We start from the raw sequence: 24,930 nt of genomic DNA, 5'->3' as shown, positions 1-24,930 counted from the left end.
ACAAAAAATTATGAAATCGAAGATTCACGAATACCAAAACAAATTTTTAGCTATGAGTAAAAAAACAATCTTAATTCTAGTAATGGCAATCTTTTTTAGCTTCAAAATAAGCGCTCAAGGTATGCCAGTTTATGACAACACGAACTTTATAAGTCTTTCCAAATCACTTATTGAATCGGCAAAACAAACGTCACAATTATTAAAAACAGTGGAGTTTTTAAAAACTCAAAAGGAAAATATTGAGAAAGTAAACAATGTCATTCGACAATTGAAAGCAGTTAGAGAATTGTCCCAAAACAATCAAAAGCTTTTTAATATAGTTAGAAATGATTTACGAGATATTCTAAACTCGCCTTATATCAAGCCTGAAGAAGTTACCCGAATTTCAGATTCGTTCAACTCTATTATTGAAAGCTCATTGGAAGATCTGGATTTTATAGAGCAAATACTGTCTAACGATTTTTTGAAAATGACTGATGCTGAACGTGCCGATGTTCTAACTAAAAAAGAAGAATCATCAAAAGAAATGGTAGCCGAAATCACAAAGAAAACGGAACGCTATCGTGATATTATTTCTTTCAGAAAAATGCAGGATAAAATAAATAATCGAGAAACAAACTATTAAAAATGGCAGCCACATTCTTTTTAGGCATTGGACTTGAATATATCGATACGGTATTTCAAACCATAAAGAACAGTGATTTTTCACAATACACCATTGCAGGAATGAAAACACTTGCTGTTCTGTTTTTTCTAGTCAACATCCTTAAAAAGTACAATGAAGGAATTGCCAATAAAGATGGCTACACTTGGGGATTGAGTCCGGGAGAACTTTCGAAGAATTTTGCTGTGGTTCTCCTAGTCATTTTTTCAACACAGATTCTGGGTGTTTTCGATGGGATTCTTGTTGCCATTGAATCTCAATACCGTAACACGGCTCCCGCGCTCCTTCCGCTTCAAATGCAAGATATGCCTCTTGAAGAAGATGTGGGCGTGTTGGAAGCCACCAAAAAAGCCATGGCACTCCTATATGATGCCTTAGTGACACCGCTATATGGCTGGAAGATTATATCTTTTATTATCAGCCTTGGACTTTGGATTCTAGACTTATTCATTTACCCCTTGTTTTTAGCTGAACGCTATTTTCTTTTGGGTATTATGCAAGCCTTTTTTCCATTAATACTAAGTCTAGCCGTTTTTGAAAAGTTTCGTTCTATGGCATACTCTTTTTTTAAACTTTATGCGGCGGTCTATATGTTAGTCCCGGCCTTCTTTTTAGTGAATGTTTTTATCAATGCCATATACACAGAAATTAATACTAATTTTTGGGTGAACCTTTTCGGGACAGATGTTGGGAGTCGATTTTTTGCACCCGTAGTACAGCTCGGTTCAGTGGTATTTATTGTGTTTTTAAAATTTAAACTCTACAAGCGTGCTACCTCATTTACTTTAAGGCTATTTACTTCTTAAAAACCAATTCAATTCAAATGAAAACATCATACAAAAACATATATACTATTTTGAACATCAATCGATTCATTGTTGTTTCTGTTATTTTATGTGCATTAGGTTCTAGTGCTTTTTCAGGATGGATCGTTTATGATATTCATAAAAAAGCACTCAATAACGCCTTTGCAATCAACACGGATGGCTCTGTTATCCCTTTAAAATGGGTCACTCAAAAAGAAAATTTTCAAGTGGAAGCATTAGCACATTTAGAATTATTTCATACTTACTTCTACAATATTGATGCTAGCAATTATGAAAAGAATTTGGAGAAAGCTTTATGGTTGGGAAATAGTTCTGTCGATAATCTTTATCGTCAAAAAAAAGCAGACGGTGTTTATAATCGTTTACTGCAATATTCATTAGTACAAAAAGTATTGAGTATTGAATCGCAGCTAGATACACAAACTGAACCTTATCAATTTAAAACAACAACTGTTTTTGAAATAAACCGGGGAACTATTGTTGATACTTACGAGCTGGTTTCAACTGGAAACTTGTTGGTTGTTGATCGTAACTATCCGAATAACACTCATGGCTTATTAATTACAAATTACTTTGAAAATACTTTAAAAAAGGTCCAAAATGGCCACCAATAATTATGAAAATAGAAAAGAATAAAATCGTTTTTGGATCTGTATTAGCTGTTATTTTAATCTTTCTTATTTCCTATTCTGTTTTACTAATGGGAGATGATGAAAAGCAAAATGATAATCTTAAACAGACCCAAGTACCAGAACTTGAACAAGAACAGGAAAATTACACATCAAGGTTAAAAGCTATTGACGACCTGAAAGAAGTACGCGAAACCAATGCTCCAAGTATTTATGACGAAAAACTAATAGATTCACTAGGATTTTATGACCCAGACTTATTGGAGAAGGACAAAATACGTATTGTTGATAGCATTTATAATTTAGGAAGGATAAACTATACTGAAAACCAATATCGAGAAACAAAACCAAAGGCTTCTGATATAGCTTCTGAAAAGAAAACTGATTCCATTATTTCCATTGATTATAAAACCACTGCCCCAAAAGAAATTGGATTAGAGCATCAACTATTCTTTGCATCTAATCCTAAAAAGAATACAAGTTCAAATATTTTAAAAACAGATTCCACGATATATGTTGTAGTGAACGGAAACCAAATAGTCAAGAAAGATTTTCGTTTAAAAATGCGTTTGGAAAGAGATGCATTTATCAATAACCAGATTATTCCAAAGAACACCGCTGTTTATGGCTTCATTAGTTTTAAACCCAATAGAGTAATAATAGACATTGAAAATATATTACATCAACCCGTAAAATTAAAAGCATTCGACTTTCAAGATGGCAGTGAGGGCGTTTATGTAGAAAACAATTTTAGGGCTGATGTTACAAGCGAAGTTATTGAAGATGCTGTTGACGATATTAACATTGCTGGAGTGCCTCAAGTTACGGGTGTGAAGAAAATATTCCAGCGTAGTAATCGGCAAGTAAAAGTTACCATAGTTAATAACTACAAACTCATTTTAAAACCACAATTATAAATTTAAAATTATGAAAAAGCACTTAATATTATTCAGTTTTATTTTGGTCTCTACATTTGTAAAAGCACAACCAAAAACAGTTATAGATACCATTTATGCCAATGACCATAAAAATGTTGCCTTATTCTTCCCTAACCCAATCCGTCAAGGCATTACGGGTTCAGAAAATTTCGTTTTTACTTATAATAGAGACAAAGAACAGTATTTTGGATTGCTCCAAGCAACACCAGGAAAAGAAAGTAATTTACTGATAATCAACAATAATGGTTCAATTTTTTCGTATATTGTAAGGTATAAAGAGCAAATTGAAACTTTGAATTATTTCATACCAGATTCGACATCTATTGGTAATGAAAAACCATTTACCAGAGCAGCTGATAACCAAAATAAACCGATTGAGCTCTTTGACTTTAAAACCAATTATTATGAGCGCTTTTGTTCTTATCTGGTTAAAAGAAGACAACTCATTGGTAAGCTTAAAAAACGACATGATGGTATTATTCTGAAGATTGAAAATATCGTTTTTGACAAAGAGGAATTATATTTTGTAATGACTGTTGAAAATAAATCGACTTTAGATTATGATGTGAATTTCTTAAATTTAACTATACAAACCCTCAAGAAAGGCAAGAAAAAATCATTACAAAGTCTTTATTTAAAACCTGTTTTTGAATACAATGTTCCATTAAAAATTAAAGAAAACCAAACTGCAAAGTTGGTATATGTAGTTCCAAAGTTTTCTATAAGTGATGAACGAAAGGTCATTTTAGAATTCAATGAAAAAAATGGAGAGCGCAATATAAAACTTAACATATCAGATAAAACCATTAATAACCCAAATTAAAATACCATGAAAAAGATGATAATTTATTTACTGATTTCGTTAGTATTGAGCTGCGGTCAAACCCAATTATCTCATACCGATACGGCAAAAATTGTTATTGAGAGTTTTTATAAAAATGACAATTTCAAACTAAAAAAGTACGCCACTCCAGAAAGTTACGCTTCATTTATGGCTATTCAGGCTATGATTGCAACTGGTAATGATAGTCCGTCAAACTTTAAATTGATTCAAGAAACTGTTGACGGCGATGTTGCTTGGGTAAAGTTCTCAACATCCTATGAAGAAAAACCCGAAACTTTTAAACTCGTAAAATCAGAAGAACAGTGGAAGGTAACTGAAAAAGGATTGAGGGAGAAATCGCCTTTTTGAAGTATTAAATAATATTCCATTTAATGGATTCTATCCTTTTCCCAATCATCAGCAAAGATTTTAGTACTTTTTTTTCATCTGGAAGTTCTCCAGTAAGTAACTCCTTAAAAGAGCTTGAATAAGTTTTGCTCAAAGTTTCCCATACCTTCTCCGTTTCATTAAAAAACAACGATTCTGATGGATGCTTGGACAACCATTCTTTATCATTAGGGATGGCTTTATCATCGTCCTTTCCAACTTGAATAAGCATCGTTTCAAAATCATCTGATTTTAAAAATGTAGATATTCTATTTTCCTGTAATAATTGATGTAAATCATAGGTGTGACGGACTTTATTAGCCAAATCCTCTAAAGGGTTATCGGTATATGAAAACCTGACCAAACTTATGATCTTTTCACAAAAAGTACGTTCAATACTAATGACATTTACAGTAAAAGGTTCAAGTTGGTATTCTTTGATAAGGTCTGGATTATTGGTTGTGCCAATAAATTGTGTAATCATTGAATGTATTTTGACTTTTTCAGAAGGCTGCGAATTTCCAAGACTTGAAACTTCCAATATAATTTGATCCCTCACTTGGCCATACGTTCCCTTAACACCTACCTTATCATAACCATAGACCACTTTTCTAATTTTGCCGCGTTTGTTCTCCAATATATGGTTGGGAATTTCAGTCATAATAACTTCTAAAGCACTAGTTACTTTTTTTAGTTTTCGCTTCAAAGAATTGTCTGTTTCGCCATCTTCCTTAATGACCACCATATCTATATCTTCAGAAAATCGGTCAATAATACCAAAACATTTGGAAAGGGATGTTCCGCCTTTAAAAACTGCTATGTTCTTTGAATTAGCATCCGTAAATATTTGTTTGAGAGCTAAGGTTACCCAATAATCTTTTTCAATATAGACTTCGGAAATCCCAAAATGTTGTGCAGCTGCGACAATGGCACCTTCAAAGGCATCTTTATAGTTGTGTAATTTCATCTGTTACTACTTATTGTTTTTTAATGGTCAGATGCTGTTCGCTATTAATCATTCGGTTGTGTGTTAAAATTTTTAACATGCTCGTTTCATTAAGTAATGTTCCAGTTTGAGACAGAAGGTAAAGTTTTTTCGGATATTCCAAATTCGTAACTGCTCAAATAATTAATGGTTTCTTTAAGTGATTCACTCAAATCTTCAAGTAAAAGAGCTTCAAGAATGGCTCCCAATAAAGCCCTAACCTTTGGTGGATAGGCTTTTGCAAAATTGGTCAACTTCTCTTTATCGTCAGCCGAAAGGTTTTCTATCTTTTCTTTAAGAAAAGAAACACCTTTCCTTTTATCCATGTCAGGAATGTTCTTAAAATCCTTTATGACGTCCAATAGTTGCAATAATGGTACATTTTTTTTTGTAACCGAAACGTAACTTTTGGCAGGTTTTATAACTAAGCTTCCAATTTTTGTCTTTATCTCTTTATCCTTACTTGCCAATCTCACAACGTTAGGAACTTGAGTGGTTAGACCAAGTTGATTATATAATCTAACTCCTGTTACGTAAGCAATCTGTTTATCATTTTCAAAGAGATAATTTTTAAGCAATACATCTTCTCCTGGTTTTAGTTCTCCAAAAACAGTTTGCTTGGGTTTATAGTACATCCCTTTTTTATATCTCTTTATAACTCCATTAGCAACCAATCGGCTTAAAGCTTTAGCTGCAGCAGAAAATTCACTTTGAGGAATAGACAAAGTATCGTATGTAAATACTTCTCCAGTATCTATACGAGCAACTTTAGTTTTTATGGATGTTGTTATATTCATAGTTCTAATAGTACAAAGATAATCATTTTAAATATTATTTGTCAAGTTTTTTCCACTATTTACTTGACTATCGGATATAATAACTGTTCCATTATTAGTTTTAGTATATCTCAGATTAAATTCATGAACTATTTAAAAATCGACCGAACCTCATTATAAATCCTCTCAAAATTTTCCACCAAATCAGCTTCTGTATAATTTTGGGATTTGGTTGGCAAGCGTCTTTCAATTTTAGAAAGTTTAAATTGAACTTTTTTATCTTCACCGTCAGCAAAAGTGATAAATTCGCCTTCCTTTAATCTAAAAAAAACATCCGCTCTAATTTTAGCAACTTCACGTTCGCCTGTTGTAATTCGAGTATCAAAATTAAGATTATGACCACGATTCACACTTGTGGTTTCCTTCTTTACGATTTCAAAAAAACGTTCATAATATTTGGCGGTATCAGGATCATTTACCTTTCCAAAGAATTGATAGGACAGATTACTCAAAATAGCTTTACTTGCTTTATCACCGTACATCATATCGTTTTGGATTTTGTCTTGCATCACATAAATAGTCGCAATATCATAGCTTCTTAAAGTAGCCGGAATACGGTGCATATTCAACAGCCTAATAGTTGGTGCTTCTTCCATCATCAAAAATGAGGGATTAGCATTTCTTATACTCATTTGTTTAGTAATGGTATGGATTATTGTGGCTATAATTGGAGAATAGGCGGTTTCATATTTTGGATTGTTCACAACTGATATCACTAAAGGTTGTTCTTGGTTATTGATATCAAGTGACACATCATCCGAAGATAAGGTCATAAAAATACGCTGCGTAGATATCTTCTTCAGCGCATTCGCCAAGGTACTTTTCACACCAGCTGTTTGTCTATCGGAATCCTTACCACTTATAAAGGCATCTGCCATGGCTCTTGATGTTGTGTTAGAACTCAAAAAAGCAATGAGACTATCTGTATCCAAAAACTGGTAAATAGCTATGAGATGGGGCAATGTACAATATTGAGGATAGTTGGTTTTAAGTTTCCAAATTAACCCTCCTATAAGCCCTTCTGCAGCATCATTAAAAAATCTGGTTGTTCCGATGCTTCCTGACTCCCTTTGTTCCAACAGATTTTCAATAAGAACCCTGGCAACTTCATTGACGCTTTCTTCATTGGTCATATATCTTGGTGCTATAGGATTGACTTTATCATAAATAGTATCGAATGAAATCACTCTGAAATCAATCTCACTTTTTTCAAATAAAGGGAATGCCATTTCAGTAATTTCAAAATTCTTGTAATCGTGAATCACCCCTGAAAATTTATGCTTGCTGAAATGCTGAAGGAAATTATAAACGACACTTTCTGTTTTTCCGCTACCTGCAGAACCAATAATGGAAGCACCACGTTTGATATTGTCTATTTTAAAACTTCTTCGCATAACTTTAAATTGAACTTGGTATTTATTATTGGAATTGAAAGCTTCATTTTCAGTGTGTAGAAATACATATAAAACCGTATTGATTAGCAATAGTGGACAACCTATATAAAGTATCTTTGTAATCCATTGATCCAAAAAAATATTTAGCTTAGACAGTATCCAAAAGCAAATAGCTATTAAAATTAGATTTATCGCATAGCCATATCTAGTCAATTTGAATAGACTTGAAAAAACCAAAATCATTCCAAAAAATAATCCTATTGTAAAAATGATGCTTTCTAAATCCATTACATTCCTATTGAACCCGATTTAATTGCGATACCCACACCCCTTTTTAAGTATCTTATCGTTTTAAGTGCCAATTGCACTTGATTAGTTGGAATACTCGCCATGGGAACCCCCGATTTCGCCAGAATTTTAAAAGCAATTGCTTTTTCACTCGCTGGCAAACCTAATAATGTCGTGAAATACAACTTTGGATCTTTAATAAAATCTTTTTTCGATTTATACGATTCTGCATAGTTGCGTTTGTAGCCAAAGGTTTTGTCAAAGGTGGTTTCTGCTTTTGTGAAAAATACATCTCTATCAAATCCTCGTTTTACTATTTTACCATGCATTTCTACTTCTGAAGCTTTGTGTTTGGATCCTGGTGATAAGCTCACAGAATTAGAAGCATCCTTTCGACTCACAATGATATGGATATGACTTTGGTTGCCGTCTTTTTGCATCCCTTGAACAATACGTTTTCCATTTTGTTTGTGTGGTGCATCGGCTTCTAATTCGGCGATTTGAGTTTTCAATTGCTTTATGTTTCCTTCCATTTGTTGGTGTTCCATTTTCCTAATGTCATTTTTCAGCTCAAGTATCTTAGTAGCAAAAGGTTGGTTTTCCCGCACTTGTTTGTCAGTACCTTTAAACGTACGGTGGTGTTCAATTTTTGCAAAATATTTTATATCGTCTACGGTTATTGGTTTGCCATTAATTTCTCGATTGAAAGACTTTGCATAATCATTCATGATGGCTCTGGTATATGTCTTTAAATCTTCAGAACTGTTTTGCAATTTTCGAAGTTCAGATTGACTTGGACTTACAGTAATTGAATAAAACTTAGGTTCTCTATTTTTAAGTTTTGCAGTATTACTATCAATTTCTTTGACCACTTCTTTAGCATCTATTTCATCGCCATATTGGTTAAAAAAATATTCTATATCTTCTTGCTCCAAACCCTGATTTTCTTTCTCTAGATAGTCTATAAAATCCGCAGAACTTTGTGAATAGTTACCTCCTAATTTTTGTGCTGTGATTGTTATGTACATTAATTTATAATTGATTATTTAAATCTTTTTTTTTCTACAAACTGAACTTTATTTTCTTTAATTTCTTTCTCTAAAATGAGCTTCTGTTGCTTTGGTTCAAACTCCATAAACAAAGATTGCAACATAGCGGTTGTAGGTTTGTCATGGTTCTTTTCGATGTCTTTTATGATGGCGATTACAGCATTAATTCGTTTCTTAATTTCACTCTCCAATGTTTGCATATTTGGACCGATTTTTTCATTTGGCGAAATCCCATTCTCCTCAAAAAAGTCAAGCATCAGAAGCAATGTCATGGATTGCGACTTTGACATTTTTTTACAAAATTTCCGAAATCTTTTTGCTACCGAAACTTTGATTCCTAGCATCTCAAATCGTTCTTTTTCATATCCTTTATCCATTTTTTCTGAAAAAATTTGTTGTTTTTATTGGGCTGAGCGCGTTTTTTCTGAAAAAATGATGTTACAAATTCAATTTAAAAAACTATAATTCTCTGGAAACAATTGATTTTGCTAGTTTTTTGCAAAAACTGAACATTGAAACATCGCTTTAGCGTGTTACCCTCTTGCTATTCCTTTTCGTCCCGATTTATCGGGACAAAAAAATACCATTACATCCAAAAATGTAATGGCTTTTTCTGAAATACAAATTGAAATTCGATTTTTTAAGAGTGTTATTTTAGAAGTTTAAAACTTTCTTTAGTAAACCGTTCTTTTTGTTGCAAAATATAAAATAGCAGAACAAAAAAAAGACCTTTAAAAACTTAAAGGTCCTGAGTTGAAAATTAGATTCTAAATATTAAAAACATAATCGTAAGAATACAAGTTTCTTAAAGCTTCTTCTTCCAAAAGTGTCTCATATTCAATATGATGTTCTTTGGCGTATCGTTTCAATTCATTTCCAAATTTATGTTCTACATCTTTTTTGGAAACCGAAACCAAACGTTCTTGGGTTTCGTTATCGAGGTTAAAATAATTGAGATATACCATGATAGAAAATCAATATTCACTCGGAAGCATCAACGTATTATCTACAAAAAACAGCCGCAATTCATCCAATGGAAAATCCGTCACATGGTATCTATGTGTTTCGTAGATATTGCCATTTCCGTCACTATAATTAATTAAAGCCTCGCATTGCTTTTCTGCTCTTTCTTTTTCAGAAAGTCGTTTAAAATCGACTGTTACAAAATAGCTTTTGTTCATTAAACTTTTTGCTATTACTGAAGCATCGGTTACTAACCAAAAACACTCAGCGGTATCTGCCAAATATTTTATTCCATCTGTAAATCTAGTTCCTATTAAAGGAATTTTATAAAAGGTTTCTGAACCTATAAAATGTTGCAGTTCCGCTTTTATTTTGTTAACTTGTGTATTCATTGTGATTTTCTTTTTAGAAGTTAATAATGAAAAAGAGAGCGCATCTTTCCACAGGAACGCTCTCTTTTAATTTTTAGTTATTCCATGGCGTTATCATCGCCTTTAATTCCCAAAAGCAGGATTTCATTGGCTACCACTTCGGTAATATATCTTTTTTCTCCCTCTTTTGTTTCATAAGAGCGTGATGTCAATTTGCCCTCTAAGGCAACTTCTTTTCCTTTGCCTACGTATTTTTCAACTATTTCGGCAATCTTGCCCCAAGCCACAATATTGTGCCATTGGGTGTCCTGTTCTTTTTTGCCTTTTGAGTTTTTATAAAACTCATTGGTAGCGATTGAAAATTTAGCTACTTTCTTTCCGCTGTCTAGGTTCGTGATTTCTGGCTCGTTTCCTACGTTGCCAATTAACTGTACTTTGTTTTTTAGAGTACTCATAATTTAAAAATTTAAAGATTAATATTGACCTCTCTGAACCCTTCAGAAAGGCTTAAAAAATTGATTTACTTATTATATCCAGAGCGTTTTCCTTTTTTTGTTTTTTTAACTTTTGTTCCGCTACCTTTTTATTGATTTTGTAAGATTTCAAAAGATTCATTTTAGATTTACTTCCCATAGAGCCGTCACTGTTACCTTCTTTTTGTTGCTCGGTGATGTTCAATATTCAGGTTTGTATAGACATATAAAAAGAGCGAAGCATGAGCCTGGTTATGCTGTCATTCAAAGCTGAATGTTGTTATTTTGCTGTCAAAAAAAGGTATGACGGTGTAGGCTTTCGGATGTGGGTCTAAATTCTTTGTGAAATACAAAAGCATAGGAAGTGGAACAAAATGCAAATACATTTTCCTATTAAGCGGACGCTATTTCAAAGTTTTATATTGGGAACGGAGGTTTCCTGCCTTCTGCGGCAGGAAAAAGAGAAGTGAAAATCTAAAACTTTGGGATTGTGTCCAAGACTGTTTTAAAGAAGCTCTTTTCCCTAAATGAAGTTTTTCACGGAATGCAGGGGAATGTGCTGAATGGCTTTAGAGATAATAATATAAAAAAACCACTAATCATCAAAGGGATAATTAGTGGCTAGGACTATGATTTATCCGAATTTTTGAGTTTAGTAATGCGTTCTTTCTATCATCTAATTCGTTTATCCTCAATAGTTCTTTGCTCTATTCTAAAAAATTCAATGTTGTAGTATTAATATAAACAAAATAAAAATTAATTTTTGGATTTGCCTAGTTAAATGATAAATTTTAATTTTATTAATATTAGTCTAATCCTTTTTTTTTGCTTGCTGCTCATATTTTCAAGCTGAAGAAATCATAGTATTTAAGTCTCTTTTGGCATTCCAGTGTAGTTCATCTTTAGCCACGTTCACATCGGTAAATAATTCAGGAACGTCTCCAGGACGCCTATCAATGATTTTGTAATTTAAAGTTGTTTTAGTAATAGATTCAAATTCGTTTATAATATCCAAAACCGAATACCCAATACCAGTTCCTAAATTAAAAATTTCGAAGGCCTTATTTCGACTTTTATTAAGAAGCCTTTTAAGAGCAATAACATGCGCTTCGGCTAAATCTTCAACGTGAATATAATCCCTAATTGGAGTACCGTCTTTAGTTGTATAATCATTTCCAAAAACCATAAGCTTTTCACGTATACCAATTGCTGTTTGGCTTATAAAGGGCATTAAATTATTTGGAATTCTATTGGGATGTTCCCCAATTAATACAGAATCATGGGCGCCAATAGGATTAAAATAACGCAACGAAATTGCAGATAATCTTGAATTTGCTTTTACAACGTCCTCTATAATTTCTTCAGTTATTTATTTAGTATTTCCATATGGTGAAAACGGACGCTGTGTTTCATTGGATTCTGTGATAGGTAAAACTTCTGGTTTCCCATAAGCAGTAGCTGAAGAAGAAAATATAAAATTATTAACGTCATATTTCTCCATAACCACCAGCGTATTTATTCAGATCCCAAGGTTATTTTAATAATAAATGAGTGGCTTTTCAACAGATTCACCAACCGTTTTATAGGCTGCAAAATGAATTACAGCATCTGCACCTTTTACATAACGAAATACATTATCGGCTAAAAACTTATCCTTTAAATCAACATTTAAAAATTGAGGATTAACACCTGTTATTTTTTAATTCGATTAAGTACTTCTCTATTGGAATTGGATTGATCATCTACAATTACAACTTCAAAATTATTTTCTATCAAGGCAATAACTGTATGAGAACTATATATCCGCATCCTCCTGTATATATGATTTTATTATTCATTTTTTAATTAAAATTTTTTATTAAATTTCCTATCAAAATAGGCAGTATAATGCGGCAGTAACGACGCACATAATAAACGAACCTATATTAAACAAAGGCGATGTTTTAAATAATTCTTTAGATAATAGAATGGCTTTTTCATCATCTTTTCCTTTGTTTTGAAAATAACTTAAAACTACTCTATCCCTAATATGGTAACTACGGCAGTAAAGCCCATTTGATGCATCTATGGTTTTAGGGCTTCAATAGATAGAAATTTTAAAACCATAGCTATTGGAATAGATAAAAGGGCACCCCAAATAGCCGCGTTGTTGGTTGTATTCTTCCAGAATAATCCTAGAATAAATACCGCTAAAATACTAGGGCTTACAACACCTGTCCACTCTTGAATAAGTTGAAAAGCCTGATCGACACCCCCTAAAAGTAGAGCCATAATAACAGCAATTACTAAAGCAACTGCAGCCGATACACGACCCACATTTACAGTCGTTTTATCATTGGCATTTTATCAATGTACTGTTTATAGATATCCATTGTAAAAATGGTGGACATTGAGTTTAACATGGAAGCCAATGATGATACAATAGCCGCAGCTAAAGCAGCAAAATCTACCTCCTTTAGTACTGTTGGTGAAAATTGTAATAACCACGGATACGCTTTATCGGCTTGCCTTGCAGATGGGATACTTAATTGGTCAGCTTCTCCTAATCCTGCCATAATAGAAGGGTCTTTTACCATTACATAAGCTGCAATTCCTGGTATTACTACAAAAAGTAGAATAAATTAATCCTTGACTTATATAATTTTCTTATTAATCACATATTTAGTAGCTATATTTAATCTATAGAAAACCATAAAGGACACTAAAAAACATCTAGAAAAACATTGATAATCTCTTTCAAGAGATACAAAATGTGAATTTTGTAGCAAAAAAATTTTTATTGATTTATTTTGTACCTTGTACTGTACTTCTTTATTAAAGACATTAAAAAAAGACCGAAATAAAATTATTCCGGTCTTTTTACAAACTAAACTAAACTAACTAAAAATATTTATTGTCTATATCCATTATTTGTTGGATCTGACTCCAATAATTTAGGATTTAGTTGTAACTCTGTTAAAGGTATAGGAAGTTTTACATGCCAAGGTTTTATATTTTGTGCAGGTTGCCAAAAACGATACTCAATGTTTTGCATTACGTTTAATAAAATACCCCATCTAATTAAATCATATCTTCTAAAGCCTTCTCCTGCTAATTCCCATTTACGTTCATCATAAATAGCTTGTCTAAAAGCTGCTTGACTAAGCCCCCTAATAGCCTCTGCTTCTCCTAGAGTTGTATAAGCACGGTTTCTTATTTCTTTAATATATTCATAAGCTACCAAAGGACTACCACCTGGTCGTTCATTTTCACATTCCGCAGCCATTAATTTTACATCAGCCAAACGGAAAACCACTCTATTATCTGCATGGTTAAAACGTGGTGAAGCTGCTATATTTAGATTCCAAAGTTTTTGCATATATGGGAATACTAAATCAAAACCTAAATAGTTAGTCAAAACATTAAAAGGTTTTCTTAAGTCATTCAAGGGAAACTTGGCTGCAAAGTCCTTTCCTGCTACTTGCACGCCTGTTCCATTAAAGTATTCACCTCTAGCAGTAAGTGCCGAAGATAATGCCTGTCTATTAACGCTGTTTTTTGGTTCGTCTCTTAATCGAGGGGCAAAAATACTAGGTCTCCAGTTACCATTACCCCATACAGCATCTAAAACACCACCGGCTTGATTAACCAAACCTTCTTCATATTGTGATCTAATATCTTTAGCAAAATCTAAAGACCAAATAATCTCGTCATTATACTCGTTTCCAAGAGCAAAAACATCTGCATAGTTTGGTAAAATAGAATGCGAAGACTGATTTATAATCGCAAGACACATGTCTAAACCTTTTTGCCATTGTTTTTGCTCCATATACGTTTTAGCCATAACTACCGCAGCTGCCCATTTTGTGGCTCTCCCTCTTTGAGCAACTGGATACGAAGGAGCTAGATTATCGTAAGCGAATTGTAAATCGTCTAATAAACTCGCAATAATAGTCGCCTTAGGCGTTCTACCTAATTCTCTAATTTCACTTAGTTTAAGGTTTTCAGTATAAAAAGGCGCATCTCCCCAAAGGTTGGTTATATTCCAATAGGCTAGACCGCGTAAAAATCTAGCTTCTGCTATAACATTTGTTTGCACAGCCTGAGAAATGGCAGTGTTTCCGTCTACCCTGTCGATAATAATATTACAGTTTAAAACAATTTTATAGCAATCCTTCCAAGTATCAGAGACACTCATTCTCTGAACGGATTCATCTGCCACAGATTCATCCATAGTATAGTTTCCTATAGCGTCTACTAAAGCAGGACGGCTTGGCTCAACAGTATCGGCGCCATTTTCGTAAAAGGTATCTAGTCCTAGTTGACCGTACATAGAATTATTCTTGTATATGGCATACACACCATTAATCGCCTGCCGTGCATCAGATTCTGAAGCAAAGAAATTTTCTGGTGCTATAATGTCGCGTATTTCTTCTTCTAAAAACGACTCACAACTAAAGCATGAGACTATGATTAAGAAGCTTAATAAATATTTAATTTTTGTTTTCATAAGTTTATTTTTTAAAAAGTTACGTTAAGTCCAAGGCTTAAAACTTTGGCATTAGGATATTCACCGTTAGAAAATCCTTGATAAACATTACCAAGTCCAGTTCTACCGTATGCACTAGTTTCAGGATCTATCAATCTGAAATTTGAGATTAACAATAAATTAGTTCCAGAAGCATAAACCGACAGGCTTTTTATACCTTTCAACCCCATTTTATCAATTGGGAAGTTATAAGTTAATGTAGCTGTTTTTAAACGTAGGTGTGAGCCATCTTCCACATCATATGAACTTGGATATATAGTGCTAAAAGCATAAGCACCAGCTCTTGGTATATCTGACGTTGGATTTTCTGGCGTCCATCTATCTGCTATTTCAATATATTTAGTGTTCTCTCCACGTTGAAAGAAATTTCCTCTTGTCCTTAAGTTATATACCTCGTTACCCACGGTGCCTTGAAAGAAAATATTCAAATCAAAATTTTTGTAAGAGAAGTTATTTTCAAAGCCAAAAATTAAATCTGGAAAAGGACTGCCTTGCGTCACAAAATCTTCATTAGAGATAATACTATCGCCATTTAAATTCTCATATCTAGGTCCTCCAACGACTTGTGTGCCTGGGTTTAATCCAGAAGCATCAATTTCTGCTTGACTTTTCCATGTGCCTAAATAATTCGCACCTCTAAATACCGGTACTGCTTCTCCAACAGTAATTCTTACGTTACCAGCACCCACCTGTTGATCAATTACAGAATCAATAAACTGCTGGCCTCCAAGGTCAAGCACTTTGTTTTTGTTGGATGATAAGGTTAAAGTGGAATTCCAATTAAAATTCGTATTTCTTATATTGGTAGAATTTACTAAAAATTCCCAACCTTTATTTTCTAAAGATCCCACATTTTGTAGTTGACTTGTAAAACCAGTTTGTCTAGGAATAGTTATATCCAATAATAAATCTTCCGTCTTTTTATAATAGTAGTTAAATTCAGTAAAAAGTCTACCTCCAAACAATGATGCTTCAAAAGCTATATCATAGGAAGTGGTAGTTTCCCATTTTAAATCTGAGTTTGCTGGCCTACCTAATGTCAAACCCGGTTGTTCAACACCATTGAGTGTTGTATTTGCTTCTTCCAAAACACCAAGCGTATTATATGGACCTATGGCCTGATTTCCAGATTTACCGTAACTGGCTCTTAATTTTAAATCTTTAAACGTGCTTTGGTTTTGCATAAATGGCTCTCCAGTTATTTTCCAAGCGCCTGCTATTGATGGATAGAAATTATACTTGTTTCCTGGCGCGAAAACAGAACTACCATCACTTCTACCTACTAGAGTTAAAAGGTATTTATCTTTATAAGAATAATTAGCCCTTCCGAAAAACGATGCAATTTGAAAAGCGCTAAAGCCACTACCAACTACATTTCTTGTTGGGTTTGTACCCAATGCTAAATTATTAAATCCAGTAGCATCTGTTGTAATTCCAAAAGCTCTAGCTCTAAAAGATTCATTAGTTGACTTTTGGAAAGATGCCCCACCAAGAACCGTTAAACTATGATCTTCACCAAAGTCTGTAGAATATTGAATGGTATTTTCGTTGTTCCACCCAAAAAATGAAGCCCCAGATATGCTTGCATTACCAGTTTCTCCAACTACAGTAAGATCAGGTCTTTGACTTGAAGTAAATTCATTTCTTTTAAAATTGTTAATTTCAGGGTTAAATGTTGAACGTATAGTCAAATTTTCAATAGGACTATACTCTAAATAAATGGTTCCTAATAGATTATTTGAGTATGTCTCATCTATATCCAGTTTTGCAGTGGCCACAGGGTTATTGAATGGTGCTCCAATAACATCGTCAAAACCACTATAAGAACCATCAGCATTGTAAACTGGTTGTGTTGGCAAAATATTTAAAAGACCTCCATAGCCTACAACACCGTTATCTTGCTTTATTCTAGAATAATTAAACCGTGCACCTGCTTTTAATTTATCATTTATTTTAAAATCCAAATTCGATCTAAAAATGTATTTCTCAATGCCTGAATTTTCTATTAAACCATCTTGATTAAAAAAGTTAAGCGAGTTATAATAGGTTACACTTCCATTTTCAGAAGATCCTGCAATGGACACATCTGCATTATAAATAGGTGATGGATTTAATAAGAGATCGAAATAATCATTATCAGGATACGTCGATGGATCATTAGGGAAAGGTTCTGATACCCCTCTATAACGTGCATCTTCATTAGTGAAAGATATTTGTTGTGCTTGATTTAAAAACTTTGGCCGTTCTGGTACTATTTGCGTACTTGTACGAACACCTACCTTTACCTGTGGTTTGCCTTCACCAATATTTGTACCATTTTTGGTTGTGACTAAAACAACACCATTGGCACCTCTGGAACCATAAATAGCAATAGAGGATGCATCCTTTAAAATCTCAATCGATTTAATATCATTAGCATTGATATTGTTTAAATTAAAATTAGTTCCCACAACAATACCATCAATTACCCAAAGTGGCTCATTACTCCCCGTAATGGAGTTACCACCTCTAATTCTAATAGAAGTACCAGCTCCTGGTGCACCACTGGTTTGTGTTACCTGCACTCCTGCAGCTCTACCTTGCAATGCTTGATCCACCCTTGAAACTGGAATATTGGCTATTTCTTCTGCGCTAACAGTAGAAACCGAACCCGTTAAGTCAGATTTACGTTGCGTACCATAACCAATGATAACCACTTCATCAAGTTCGTTGCCTTGTTCTAATGCTACATTAATTTTTGTTTGATTTCCTACCAATACTTCTTTAGTTGCATAACCAATATAAGAAATAATAAGGAAATTTTGAGCGGTTGCTTCAATGGTGAAATTACCATCAAAATCGGTACTTGTTCCCTTTGAGCTACCTTTTATTAATACTGAAGCACCTGGTAGTGGTTGACCTTCTGCGGTTACAGTACCTGAAACCGATTGGGCATTCGACATTGCCACACATGACAATATCAAAATAGCACACATGCAAGTTTTCTTTAAACTTGAAAAGATTTTTAGTATTGATTTTAAATTCATCTTTATTGAGTTAAATTAGTTGATAATATCAAAATTATGTAATGCTTTTTTGCAATCTATCCTGTACCATCCTGTTTTAATTGCCATATTCATAATTTAAACTGGTTTTAGTTATTAAAACAAACCTAAATATTACACCAACTAAAGCGGGTACTTAAAATGAAATTAAGATAAAAGCTACGATTATTTAATTAAGGCATTTTTAGCAATAATTTTTTTTAAACTACTACATTCTAATTAAAGGATATAATATATTATTTAAAACCCGTTGTGTGTAATTAAAAAAATCATTGAATTGAATTGAATTGAGTTTATTTTTAAATTTAGTTTTAGTGCGAGAAAAATGAATCGCACTGCTATTTATAAAAATTTTAAGTGATTTTTTTCAGGACGAAACTCTTCGTAGTATTAGTTAATCTAAAAGGGTTTGTTCTATTAATTTTCAATAATTCCAGAATTCTCTATCGATCTGATTAGATCATTTTTTTTTATTACTTCTTTTGTAAAAATTTTAGAGAAACGTACTGATTGCATGATTTTAAAAATTGACATAATTGGCACTATGCTATTCAAATTGAATAGATAAATCAATAACTTGTAATGAATTTGGTTTTCGAGTTCCAGTAGGTTCATTTTGAAGCATGTTGGATAAAATACTTCATGCTTCCAACGGTAAATATCTGCTAACATGTCATTCATAAAAGGCACTTTTACCGAATGTGCTATGTGCCAATCTTGCCAATTGTTTTTTGCTGTTGCTACTGCTATTATTAGGTTTTTGTCACTTTTATTCTTTCCATTTATGGTTTTATCAGCTTCACCAACATAAATTAAAATGAGGTTATCATTTTTATCAGCAAAAACTTTAGGGCGATTGCCAACTTTCATAGGTAATTGTAAATTGTTCCATATACCTTTCTCATCGCGCCAATAATGGAAATAGCGTTTTGCGAATTTTGGCCCCCAACGGGTAGCTCCCAATATGCTTCCAGCTGCTTCAATGGTTTCTTTAGTGCCATGATACAAACAGCATGCACACGCCATTTTGAGTCAACAACCTGCCCATGATTGTTCATTAAACCCAACACTCTTGGAATATTTTGCACCACAATACCTAGAGAATTAACGTTTGGAATATCCTCTAGCAAATCACCATCGTTGTTATGCCATGTAAATCCACTATCGTCACTATAACACATATTAAATCGTGATTAGCACCTTGACTATCTTCGCGCCACACCCTGGTTACATGGAGTCTTCCATTGGCATCATATTCGTAACCATTAGGGTACGAACAACGTGTTTCGCTTTTATCTAATTCATCTTCAAACAATCCTAAAGCTGAATCTATTTGTCGGGCATTTTCCCATATACCATTAGAAACATTGTAGTCCACCAACATGCAGTCACCATTACCCTAACCTCTTACTCTGTAGTTCATTTGAAGATTGCCTTCAGTCGTTTGCAAAAGTTTTGGGTAGGTTATTTAATAGGATTATTTTCCTCTAGTTCATCTATAATAGGTCCGAATGAAGCAGTACTCCACGCCTCGCTTTCAGGATTTGTTGCTAAGTCTTTTTTTGAAACTCTGGAATGCAAAGGATGTACATGATGGTCAAAGGCTAAATGAATAGTTCCATCATTCAGACAAATACCCATTGAAACGACATTATGTAAATCGTCACTTTGAAAATCATAATCTAAAAATTCAATGGTTTCCCACGCTCCCAAAGGAAGCTTTCTTCTTGAATACAAACACGTCGACTTTCATTGTAGTAACTAATGTATTGGTAAACATTATGTGAAGCAAGCGCATCTTTTTAATACGTTCGTCCATTAATGGCACTTCCGATAGTTAATTCTTTAGAGTTTACCGTAGAAATATTTTTTTGAATGATTTTAACTTGAGTTTTTACAGTTATTATAAACACCCAGAAAAAAAATAGGTATAGAATATTTTTGATTTTTTACTTAATTTTTGTTCTTTTTTTTTAAATCTATTTTCATCATTAAAACATATAACTTTTAAAATATCCAGTAAAAATTATAATCCATAAATTACACGCCATACCTTTATTTTAAAAAACTCAATCTTATAGTCTCCTGAACCAATAATGATAGTAGAATTATTAATAATTTGAGTTTTATTTTCTCTTTGAAAAGTTTCAAAAGCTATACCATTGATTTTTAAAGAAGCTAATTCTTTTTCAGTTAAAACCAAATGTGCTTGGGTATTAAACAGCACTACTAAATTCATGGTGAAATTAGTTTCTTTTAATTCACAATTATTATGAATATAGCCAAACGATGTGGGTACTTTTACTGATTTTTGGATAATTTGCGTAGGAAATTGCGGATTCACCGTAAAAACTTTATACCTAACAGCATCTACAGATGATTTTATACCTCCAAGAGATTCATAAAAATACGCTGAAAAACCACTATGCATAGGGTTGTTAAGTAAGTTGGTTGCTGCTGCCATATTTTCCTATTCAAATTGACGCTCTGGCCATGTGGTAAAACCACTGTTCAAATATTAGAATTGGCTAGGAAACTTGAGTGTTGTTAATATTTGATATTCCAAATCGCCTTTTCCGTATTTTGTTAAACCCGTATAAATATACCTGATACCATGAATTCCTGTAGAATGATGCTCAACTTTTACCTCAGTAATATCATAAACTACGCCATTCACTAAGGTTTTTATTTCGGCATCTGGAACGATTCCAAATTGAAGCGCCTTTACCGAGGCCGTTTGACTTGCATACCATTTAAAATCTGTTTTTGGAATGGACAATAAAAAAATTTGTTGAAAGCTTGTTTTAAAGCTTCTTTTTCTTGTTTCATTTGAGCTTCAAAAGTTGTGTCTTGTTTCATTTTCGCAAAGCCTTCCATAATACCAAAAACATGATAAAAATAAGCATTCACCGAAATAATGGGGTCGCATTCCAAAGCATACGGATTTAATCGTCTATCCCAACTTGGCGGACACCAATCACCCATAACACCTTGAATGATAACATTTTCATCTTTAAATGATAGATAAAAATTAGTTAATGCTTTCATGTCTTTATAATACTCTTCTACCAAGGTATCATCGCCATAAAACAAATAATTGTACCATTGCAAATATATTGTTGCTACTCCCCAATCTAACTTAGCATAGGTGGATGTTCGTTTCCTGAAGCAATCATTGATGGCAGTTGATTTAAATTAGGTGTTTCAATTTCTCCATCATAACATCCTAAATCTGAGTAGCCCATGTCATCGTATAAATTAAAATAATATTTGGTTTATTAGTCTCATTCGATTTTTTGCTTGATTTACAACTCAACAAAATTGTAGATAACACATGAATGAAAAAATTTGTAATAGTTTTATTATTGATTTAAAATTTTAGAATCTATTAATCGAACCGACTATTGTTATAGATCTCATTCACTCTTTTCTTGTTTTCTTCATGCTGCTTAATATTGAATTCGTTTTCATTAATAAATGGCATTTTATCAAAATAGTCAGGATCAATAACCATCCGCGGATCTTTAGTAGCGATTAATACTGAATCCATTTTATCGGAATATATTTCCTTAAGTTCCTTATAAGCCCGATTGTATGCAAGATTTTGAATATGGTCGGGGTCCTTTCTTACGTTATAGAATTCCTCTTTCGGTCTCTTCCCGAATGAAATATTCCAAAGATCCATATTTTTTATACTGTCATAATTTACAATATACCAATCTCTAGTCGGTCCGCCATCAATATCCCTTAATCCATCTTCAAGAGTACCAATCGGCCAACGATTTGGTTTTAAATTTCTAATATACAAATAATCATTAGTACGGTAGGCCCGTTGAGGGTAGGGTAAATTTCCTTCCCTAGCCTGGGCTACATGGCGTTCCCTACCTGTTATCACAAAATCACGGGTTGATTCTTCCATTTTCCCGGTAACCAAAGGTATCAGTGACCGTCCATTCATCACGGATGGAGCCTCCACGCCTCCAACTTCTAGAAATGTCGGAGCAAGATCCATAAGATTGACCATCTGATCAATAACCTTTCCTTTTTTTATATGACCGGGCCAGGATATGGCCATGGCTACCCTCGTACCAAGGTCGTATAGATTAGTTTTAGCCCTTGGAATTCCAGGAACTCCGTGGTCTCCGCTAATTACGACTATAGTATTATCTAACTCTCCTTCCTTTTTCAGAACGTCCATAATAACCCATACCGCTTCGTCCCAAGCTAGCACTTCTCCTAGATAATCGTTGAAATCTTCTCTTATCTCAGGAGTATCGGCCAAAAAAGAAGGCAATCTGCCTTGAAGCCTATCTGGATCTAGGCCCCAGAGTTCCTTGCCCGAGCCCTTGGCCCAAGGTCTATGAGTATTAGTGGGACCGAACCAATAACAGAAAGGAGCGTTATCATCATTATCGTTTAAAAAAGACTTAAAATTTTGTCTAACCTCATCATAAAGTTGTTTTTTGGCTATATCTTTATCTTTAGCTTCACTAACAATTTGTGAAAATCTATTAAACCTTGTCCCTGCCTTTTCATATGCTTTAGACTTGCCACCATAAGGAGCATCCAGAAGGTTTCCTGGACTCCATACTTTATAGGTAAAGCCAATATGATATCCGTATTTTTCCAATAACAAAGGATAAGTTGGAATAGTTTTGTCCCATTCAGCCCCATGGAGTATGGCACCTCTACCAGTGTTATAGAAGTACTGTCCAGATAAAATAGAGCTTCGGCAAGGAGTACAACTCGGTGCAGGTACAAAAGCATTAGTGAACAAAGCTCCATTTGAAGCAATACGATCAAAATTTGGTGTTTCGATCAAACTATTAATAGAGTGACTCTGCTCATAAGGAGCATATGCACTCGCATATTTTCCCCAATCATCTGCAAACAGAAAAAGTATATTAGGTCTTTTTTGGGGAGGACTATTCTTGGCTATATCTGATGGTGAGAAATTCCACCATCCTACAGCAACTATTAGAATACCTATCAAAAATGATATGTATACATTAAAGTGTTTCATTGATTGTTGATTTTAGATATAGGCCAAGATTTTACACCTACTTTCTTTGCCCAATCTTTCCATAAAGTTTCCATCTCTTTAGCTTTAAATGGCATTCCTCCAATCAGGTTAATCGTTTCGCTTCTGTCTGATTCTAAATCATACAACTCCCAGTTGTATTCAGAATCTTTTTTATAAATGGATACTAATTTATATTTTCCAAGCCTCACAGCCTTATTTCCCTCATGTTCCCAAAAAATAGCCCTGTTTTGTAAATCTTTGTTTTCAAATACTGGGGTGAGGCTTTGACCCTCAAAAGGAATAACTTTGTTATTATTAAATGTCTGTGGATATGTAGCGCCTGCAACATCTATACAAGTCGCCATGATATCAATTAAATGACCAGGTTGTTCTCGGAATTCATTTTTAGCTTTTATTCCAGCGGGCCAATGAACAATTAGTGGGGTAGATATTCCGCCTTCATGTACCCATTTTTTATACATCCGGAATGGGGTGTTGCTGGCATTAGCCCAAGCTTTTCCATATCCAAGGTAAGTGTCCTCACCACCTGGTTTCAAACCTTTTCCCTTAAGCACGGGTCTTCCATCTCGTGTATACTTAGGTTCCATTCTAGTTTGAAACTCATCTTTGCCCATTGGTATTATCCTATCGAACTCTACATCTTTATAATAAGGTTTAATATCATTGCTAAAACCCCATTCCTCGGCACAACCGCCATTGTCCTGTAGAAAGAAAACTAAAGTATTGTCTTTTATTCCTTTCTTGTCAAGTATATTCATTACCCTTCCTATTCCCTGATCCATGCAATCAACCATTGCGGCATACACTTCCATAAGTGAGCTATACCAGTCTTTTAATTCCACATCTTCCCAATCAGGGATATCGTCTTTTTCAGTCAGTTTCCATTCAGACCTGGTAAGTCCCATTTCTAATAATTTCTTATATTTTTTCTCGCGTAATACATCCCATCCTTCATCAAACTTGCCTGTGTATTTTGCGATGTCTTCAGGCTTAGCATGCATTGGCCAGTGAGCGGCAGTATATGGTATATAAAGAAAAAATGGATTTCCTGATTTATGTTCTTCTATGAATTTTACAGCATTGTCAGAAATAGCATCTGTATAATAAAAACCTTCTGACGGGACTATAAATTCGTTATCTCGGGTTAAAGAATTGGGATCGTAAAAACTTCCTGCACCATGTATGGTCCCAAAGAACTTATCAAATCCTCTTTGAAGTGGCCAGTTGTGTTTTGAAGGATTTTCTTTTGAAGGCATTAAGGGTGTTATATGCCATTTTCCTGAGATATAAGTAGAATAACCAGCCTGTTTCAATACCTCGGCAATAGTAACAGCCTTATTACTTAAGTCTCCTCGGTAACCGTCAGTTCCACTATCGTTCATCATGTGTCCAATTCCTGCTTGATGCGCGTAAAGTCCTGTTAAAAGTGATGCCCTTGATGGACAGCAACGGGCTGTATTGTAGAATTGTTTAAAACGTAAACCATTTTTTGCAAGCCCGTCAAGAACAGGTGTGTTTATTACACCACCGTAGCAGCCGATATCAGAATATCCCATATCATCTGACATAATAACAATAATGTTTGGTCTAAGGTTTTCTTGTTTATCTGTTTTGCAAGATAAGAAAGCAAATTGTATTGTAATAGCTAAAATAATTATCTTGGATTTTGTCATTTCATTAAGTTTTA

At 33.8% G+C, this 24,930-nt stretch carries 23 protein-coding genes and 3 pseudogenes; 6 read left to right on the top strand and 20 right to left on the bottom strand.

The annotated features are described in order from the left end of the window. Nucleotides 1-10 precede the first annotated feature (10 nt). Genes CDH50_RS13515 through CDH50_RS13490 form a run of 6 tightly spaced genes read left to right on the top strand, consistent with a single transcriptional unit; the run spans nt 11 to nt 4,250 of the window. Nucleotides 11-625 (top strand): conjugal transfer protein, encoded by a 615-nt coding sequence (locus CDH50_RS13515; protein WP_394337014.1) that lies wholly within the window; start codon nt 11-13, stop codon nt 623-625. Between the two features lie 2 nt (nt 626-627). Then, on the top strand, nt 628-1,470 hold the full coding sequence (locus CDH50_RS13510; protein WP_100612819.1) for a hypothetical protein: 843 nt from the start codon (nt 628-630) through the stop codon (nt 1,468-1,470). A gap of 17 nt (nt 1,471-1,487) precedes the next feature. Next, nucleotides 1,488-2,105 (top strand): conjugal transfer protein TraK, encoded by a 618-nt coding sequence (locus CDH50_RS13505; RefSeq protein WP_100612818.1) that lies wholly within the window; start codon nt 1,488-1,490, stop codon nt 2,103-2,105. A gap of 2 nt (nt 2,106-2,107) precedes the next feature. Then, a complete protein-coding gene (traM, locus tag CDH50_RS13500) occupies nt 2,108-3,037 on the top strand; it encodes a conjugative transposon protein TraM (RefSeq protein ID WP_100612817.1) in 930 nt (309 codons plus the stop codon). Nucleotides 3,038-3,047: 10 nt separating this feature from the next. Continuing rightward, the gene (locus CDH50_RS13495) at nt 3,048-3,881 is read left to right on the top strand and encodes a DUF4138 domain-containing protein (protein WP_100612816.1); all 834 of its coding nucleotides are present in this window, start codon (nt 3,048-3,050) and stop codon (nt 3,879-3,881) included. Nucleotides 3,882-3,887: 6 nt separating this feature from the next. Further along, nucleotides 3,888-4,250, top strand: coding sequence for a hypothetical protein (locus tag CDH50_RS13490; RefSeq protein WP_100612815.1), 363 nt, complete (start codon nt 3,888-3,890; stop codon nt 4,248-4,250). A 4-nt stretch (nt 4,251-4,254) separates the two neighbouring features. On the opposite strand, the gene CDH50_RS13485 is transcribed toward CDH50_RS13490, so the two are convergent. The 20 genes and pseudogenes from CDH50_RS13485 to CDH50_RS13385 form a co-directional block, all read right to left on the bottom strand. Next, a complete protein-coding gene (locus tag CDH50_RS13485) occupies nt 4,255-5,235 on the bottom strand; it encodes a nucleotidyl transferase AbiEii/AbiGii toxin family protein (protein ID WP_100612814.1) in 981 nt (326 codons plus the stop codon). An 89-nt stretch (nt 5,236-5,324) separates the two neighbouring features. After that, nucleotides 5,325-6,050, bottom strand: a complete 726-nt coding sequence (locus tag CDH50_RS13480) for a DUF6088 family protein (protein ID WP_100612813.1) — start codon at nt 6,048-6,050, stop codon at nt 5,325-5,327. Nucleotides 6,051-6,178: 128 nt separating this feature from the next. Then, nucleotides 6,179-7,771, bottom strand: a complete 1,593-nt coding sequence (locus CDH50_RS13475; RefSeq protein WP_100612812.1) for a type IV secretory system conjugative DNA transfer family protein — start codon at nt 7,769-7,771, stop codon at nt 6,179-6,181. Continuing rightward, nucleotides 7,771-8,799, bottom strand: coding sequence for a MobB family relaxase (gene mobB / locus CDH50_RS13470; protein ID WP_100612811.1), 1,029 nt, complete (start codon nt 8,797-8,799; stop codon nt 7,771-7,773). The genes CDH50_RS13475 and mobB overlap by 1 nt, the downstream gene beginning before the upstream one ends. Before the next feature lie 14 nt (nt 8,800-8,813). Next, nucleotides 8,814-9,197, bottom strand: a complete 384-nt coding sequence (locus tag CDH50_RS13465; RefSeq protein WP_100612810.1) for a BfmA/BtgA family mobilization protein — start codon at nt 9,195-9,197, stop codon at nt 8,814-8,816. Between the two features lie 390 nt (nt 9,198-9,587). Next, nucleotides 9,588-9,785 (bottom strand): hypothetical protein, encoded by a 198-nt coding sequence (locus tag CDH50_RS13460; protein WP_100612809.1) that lies wholly within the window; start codon nt 9,783-9,785, stop codon nt 9,588-9,590. A 9-nt stretch (nt 9,786-9,794) separates the two neighbouring features. Then, nucleotides 9,795-10,175, bottom strand: a complete 381-nt coding sequence (locus CDH50_RS13455) for a DUF6876 family protein (protein ID WP_100612808.1) — start codon at nt 10,173-10,175, stop codon at nt 9,795-9,797. 77 nt (nt 10,176-10,252) lie between these two features. Then, a complete protein-coding gene (locus CDH50_RS13450) occupies nt 10,253-10,609 on the bottom strand; it encodes a single-stranded DNA-binding protein (protein ID WP_100612807.1) in 357 nt (118 codons plus the stop codon). Between the two features lie 862 nt (nt 10,610-11,471). Continuing rightward, a pseudogene (gene galE, locus CDH50_RS13445) lies at nt 11,472-12,465 on the bottom strand (UDP-glucose 4-epimerase GalE). Between the two features lie 226 nt (nt 12,466-12,691). Further along, on the bottom strand, nt 12,692-12,943 hold the full coding sequence (locus CDH50_RS15365; protein WP_100612806.1) for a sodium:solute symporter family transporter: 252 nt from the start codon (nt 12,941-12,943) through the stop codon (nt 12,692-12,694). A 2-nt stretch (nt 12,944-12,945) separates the two neighbouring features. Continuing rightward, on the bottom strand, nt 12,946-13,182 hold the full coding sequence (locus CDH50_RS15360; RefSeq protein ID WP_262496141.1) for a sodium:solute symporter family transporter: 237 nt from the start codon (nt 13,180-13,182) through the stop codon (nt 12,946-12,948). 335 nt (nt 13,183-13,517) lie between these two features. Continuing rightward, nucleotides 13,518-15,116, bottom strand: coding sequence for a RagB/SusD family nutrient uptake outer membrane protein (locus CDH50_RS13430; protein WP_100612804.1), 1,599 nt, complete (start codon nt 15,114-15,116; stop codon nt 13,518-13,520). An 11-nt stretch (nt 15,117-15,127) separates the two neighbouring features. Further along, nucleotides 15,128-18,181: a SusC/RagA family TonB-linked outer membrane protein gene (locus CDH50_RS13425; RefSeq protein WP_232732016.1), complete on the bottom strand. Its 3,054-nt coding sequence runs from the start codon at nt 18,179-18,181 to the stop codon at nt 15,128-15,130. Between the two features lie 435 nt (nt 18,182-18,616). After that, on the bottom strand, nt 18,617-19,225 hold the full coding sequence (locus CDH50_RS13420; RefSeq protein ID WP_232732021.1) for a hypothetical protein: 609 nt from the start codon (nt 19,223-19,225) through the stop codon (nt 18,617-18,619). Nucleotides 19,226-19,263: 38 nt separating this feature from the next. Beyond that, a pseudogene (locus CDH50_RS15355) lies at nt 19,264-19,583 on the bottom strand (BNR-4 repeat-containing protein); the annotation flags it as partial. 80 nt (nt 19,584-19,663) lie between these two features. Beyond that, complete coding sequence (locus tag CDH50_RS15350) at nt 19,664-19,936, bottom strand: BNR-4 repeat-containing protein (RefSeq protein WP_100612800.1); 273 nt, start codon at nt 19,934-19,936, stop codon at nt 19,664-19,666. Between the two features lie 289 nt (nt 19,937-20,225). Continuing rightward, on the bottom strand, nt 20,226-20,663 hold the full coding sequence (locus CDH50_RS13405; RefSeq protein WP_100612799.1) for an alpha-L-rhamnosidase C-terminal domain-containing protein: 438 nt from the start codon (nt 20,661-20,663) through the stop codon (nt 20,226-20,228). Between the two features lie 54 nt (nt 20,664-20,717). Further along, nucleotides 20,718-21,292: pseudogene (locus CDH50_RS15285) on the bottom strand (alpha-L-rhamnosidase-related protein). 295 nt (nt 21,293-21,587) lie between these two features. Beyond that, nucleotides 21,588-23,222 (bottom strand): sulfatase family protein, encoded by a 1,635-nt coding sequence (locus CDH50_RS13390; protein WP_100612796.1) that lies wholly within the window; start codon nt 23,220-23,222, stop codon nt 21,588-21,590. Further along, nucleotides 23,219-24,916 carry an arylsulfatase gene (locus tag CDH50_RS13385; RefSeq protein ID WP_100612795.1) on the bottom strand — a complete coding sequence of 566 codons (1,698 nt, stop codon included), beginning with the start codon at nt 24,914-24,916 and terminating at the stop codon, nt 23,219-23,221. Before CDH50_RS13385 ends, CDH50_RS13390 begins: the two co-directional genes overlap by 4 nt. Nucleotides 24,917-24,930 lie beyond the last annotated feature (14 nt).

The organism is Confluentibacter lentus, assembly GCF_002806995.1.
Taxonomy (GTDB): Bacteria; Bacteroidota; Bacteroidia; order Flavobacteriales; family Flavobacteriaceae; genus Confluentibacter; species Confluentibacter lentus.
This window is presented reverse-complemented; position numbering and strand designations above follow the sequence as displayed.

Coding starts and splice junctions, on each gene's coding strand:
- CDH50_RS13450 (WP_100612807.1), bottom strand. CDS start 10,609: ATGAGTACTCTAAAAAACAAAGTACAGTTAATTGGCAACGTAGGAAAC.
- CDH50_RS13495 (WP_100612816.1), top strand. CDS start 3,048: ATGAAAAAGCACTTAATATTATTCAGTTTTATTTTGGTCTCTACATTT.
- CDH50_RS13475 (WP_100612812.1), bottom strand. CDS start 7,771: ATGGATTTAGAAAGCATCATTTTTACAATAGGATTATTTTTTGGAATG.
- traM (WP_100612817.1), top strand. CDS start 2,108: ATGAAAATAGAAAAGAATAAAATCGTTTTTGGATCTGTATTAGCTGTT.
- CDH50_RS13480 (WP_100612813.1), bottom strand. CDS start 6,050: ATGAATATAACAACATCCATAAAAACTAAAGTTGCTCGTATAGATACT.
- CDH50_RS13505 (WP_100612818.1), top strand. CDS start 1,488: ATGAAAACATCATACAAAAACATATATACTATTTTGAACATCAATCGA.
- CDH50_RS13455 (WP_100612808.1), bottom strand. CDS start 10,175: ATGAATACACAAGTTAACAAAATAAAAGCGGAACTGCAACATTTTATA.
- CDH50_RS13490 (WP_100612815.1), top strand. CDS start 3,888: ATGAAAAAGATGATAATTTATTTACTGATTTCGTTAGTATTGAGCTGC.
- CDH50_RS13430 (WP_100612804.1), bottom strand. CDS start 15,116: ATGAAAACAAAAATTAAATATTTATTAAGCTTCTTAATCATAGTCTCA.
- CDH50_RS15360 (WP_262496141.1), bottom strand. CDS start 13,182: ATGGCAGGATTAGGAGAAGCTGACCAATTAAGTATCCCATCTGCAAGG.
- CDH50_RS13465 (WP_100612810.1), bottom strand. CDS start 9,197: ATGGATAAAGGATATGAAAAAGAACGATTTGAGATGCTAGGAATCAAA.
- CDH50_RS13515 (WP_394337014.1), top strand. CDS start 11: ATGAAATCGAAGATTCACGAATACCAAAACAAATTTTTAGCTATGAGT.
- CDH50_RS13385 (WP_100612795.1), bottom strand. CDS start 24,916: ATGACAAAATCCAAGATAATTATTTTAGCTATTACAATACAATTTGCT.
- CDH50_RS13510 (WP_100612819.1), top strand. CDS start 628: ATGGCAGCCACATTCTTTTTAGGCATTGGACTTGAATATATCGATACG.
- mobB (WP_100612811.1), bottom strand. CDS start 8,799: ATGTACATAACAATCACAGCACAAAAATTAGGAGGTAACTATTCACAA.
- CDH50_RS13425 (WP_232732016.1), bottom strand. CDS start 18,181: ATGAATTTAAAATCAATACTAAAAATCTTTTCAAGTTTAAAGAAAACT.
- CDH50_RS13390 (WP_100612796.1), bottom strand. CDS start 23,222: ATGAAACACTTTAATGTATACATATCATTTTTGATAGGTATTCTAATA.
- CDH50_RS13460 (WP_100612809.1), bottom strand. CDS start 9,785: ATGGTATATCTCAATTATTTTAACCTCGATAACGAAACCCAAGAACGT.
- CDH50_RS13405 (WP_100612799.1), bottom strand. CDS start 20,663: ATGGCAGCAGCAACCAACTTACTTAACAACCCTATGCATAGTGGTTTT.
- CDH50_RS13420 (WP_232732021.1), bottom strand. CDS start 19,225: ATGGCGTGTGCATGCTGTTTGTATCATGGCACTAAAGAAACCATTGAA.
- CDH50_RS13485 (WP_100612814.1), bottom strand. CDS start 5,235: ATGAAATTACACAACTATAAAGATGCCTTTGAAGGTGCCATTGTCGCA.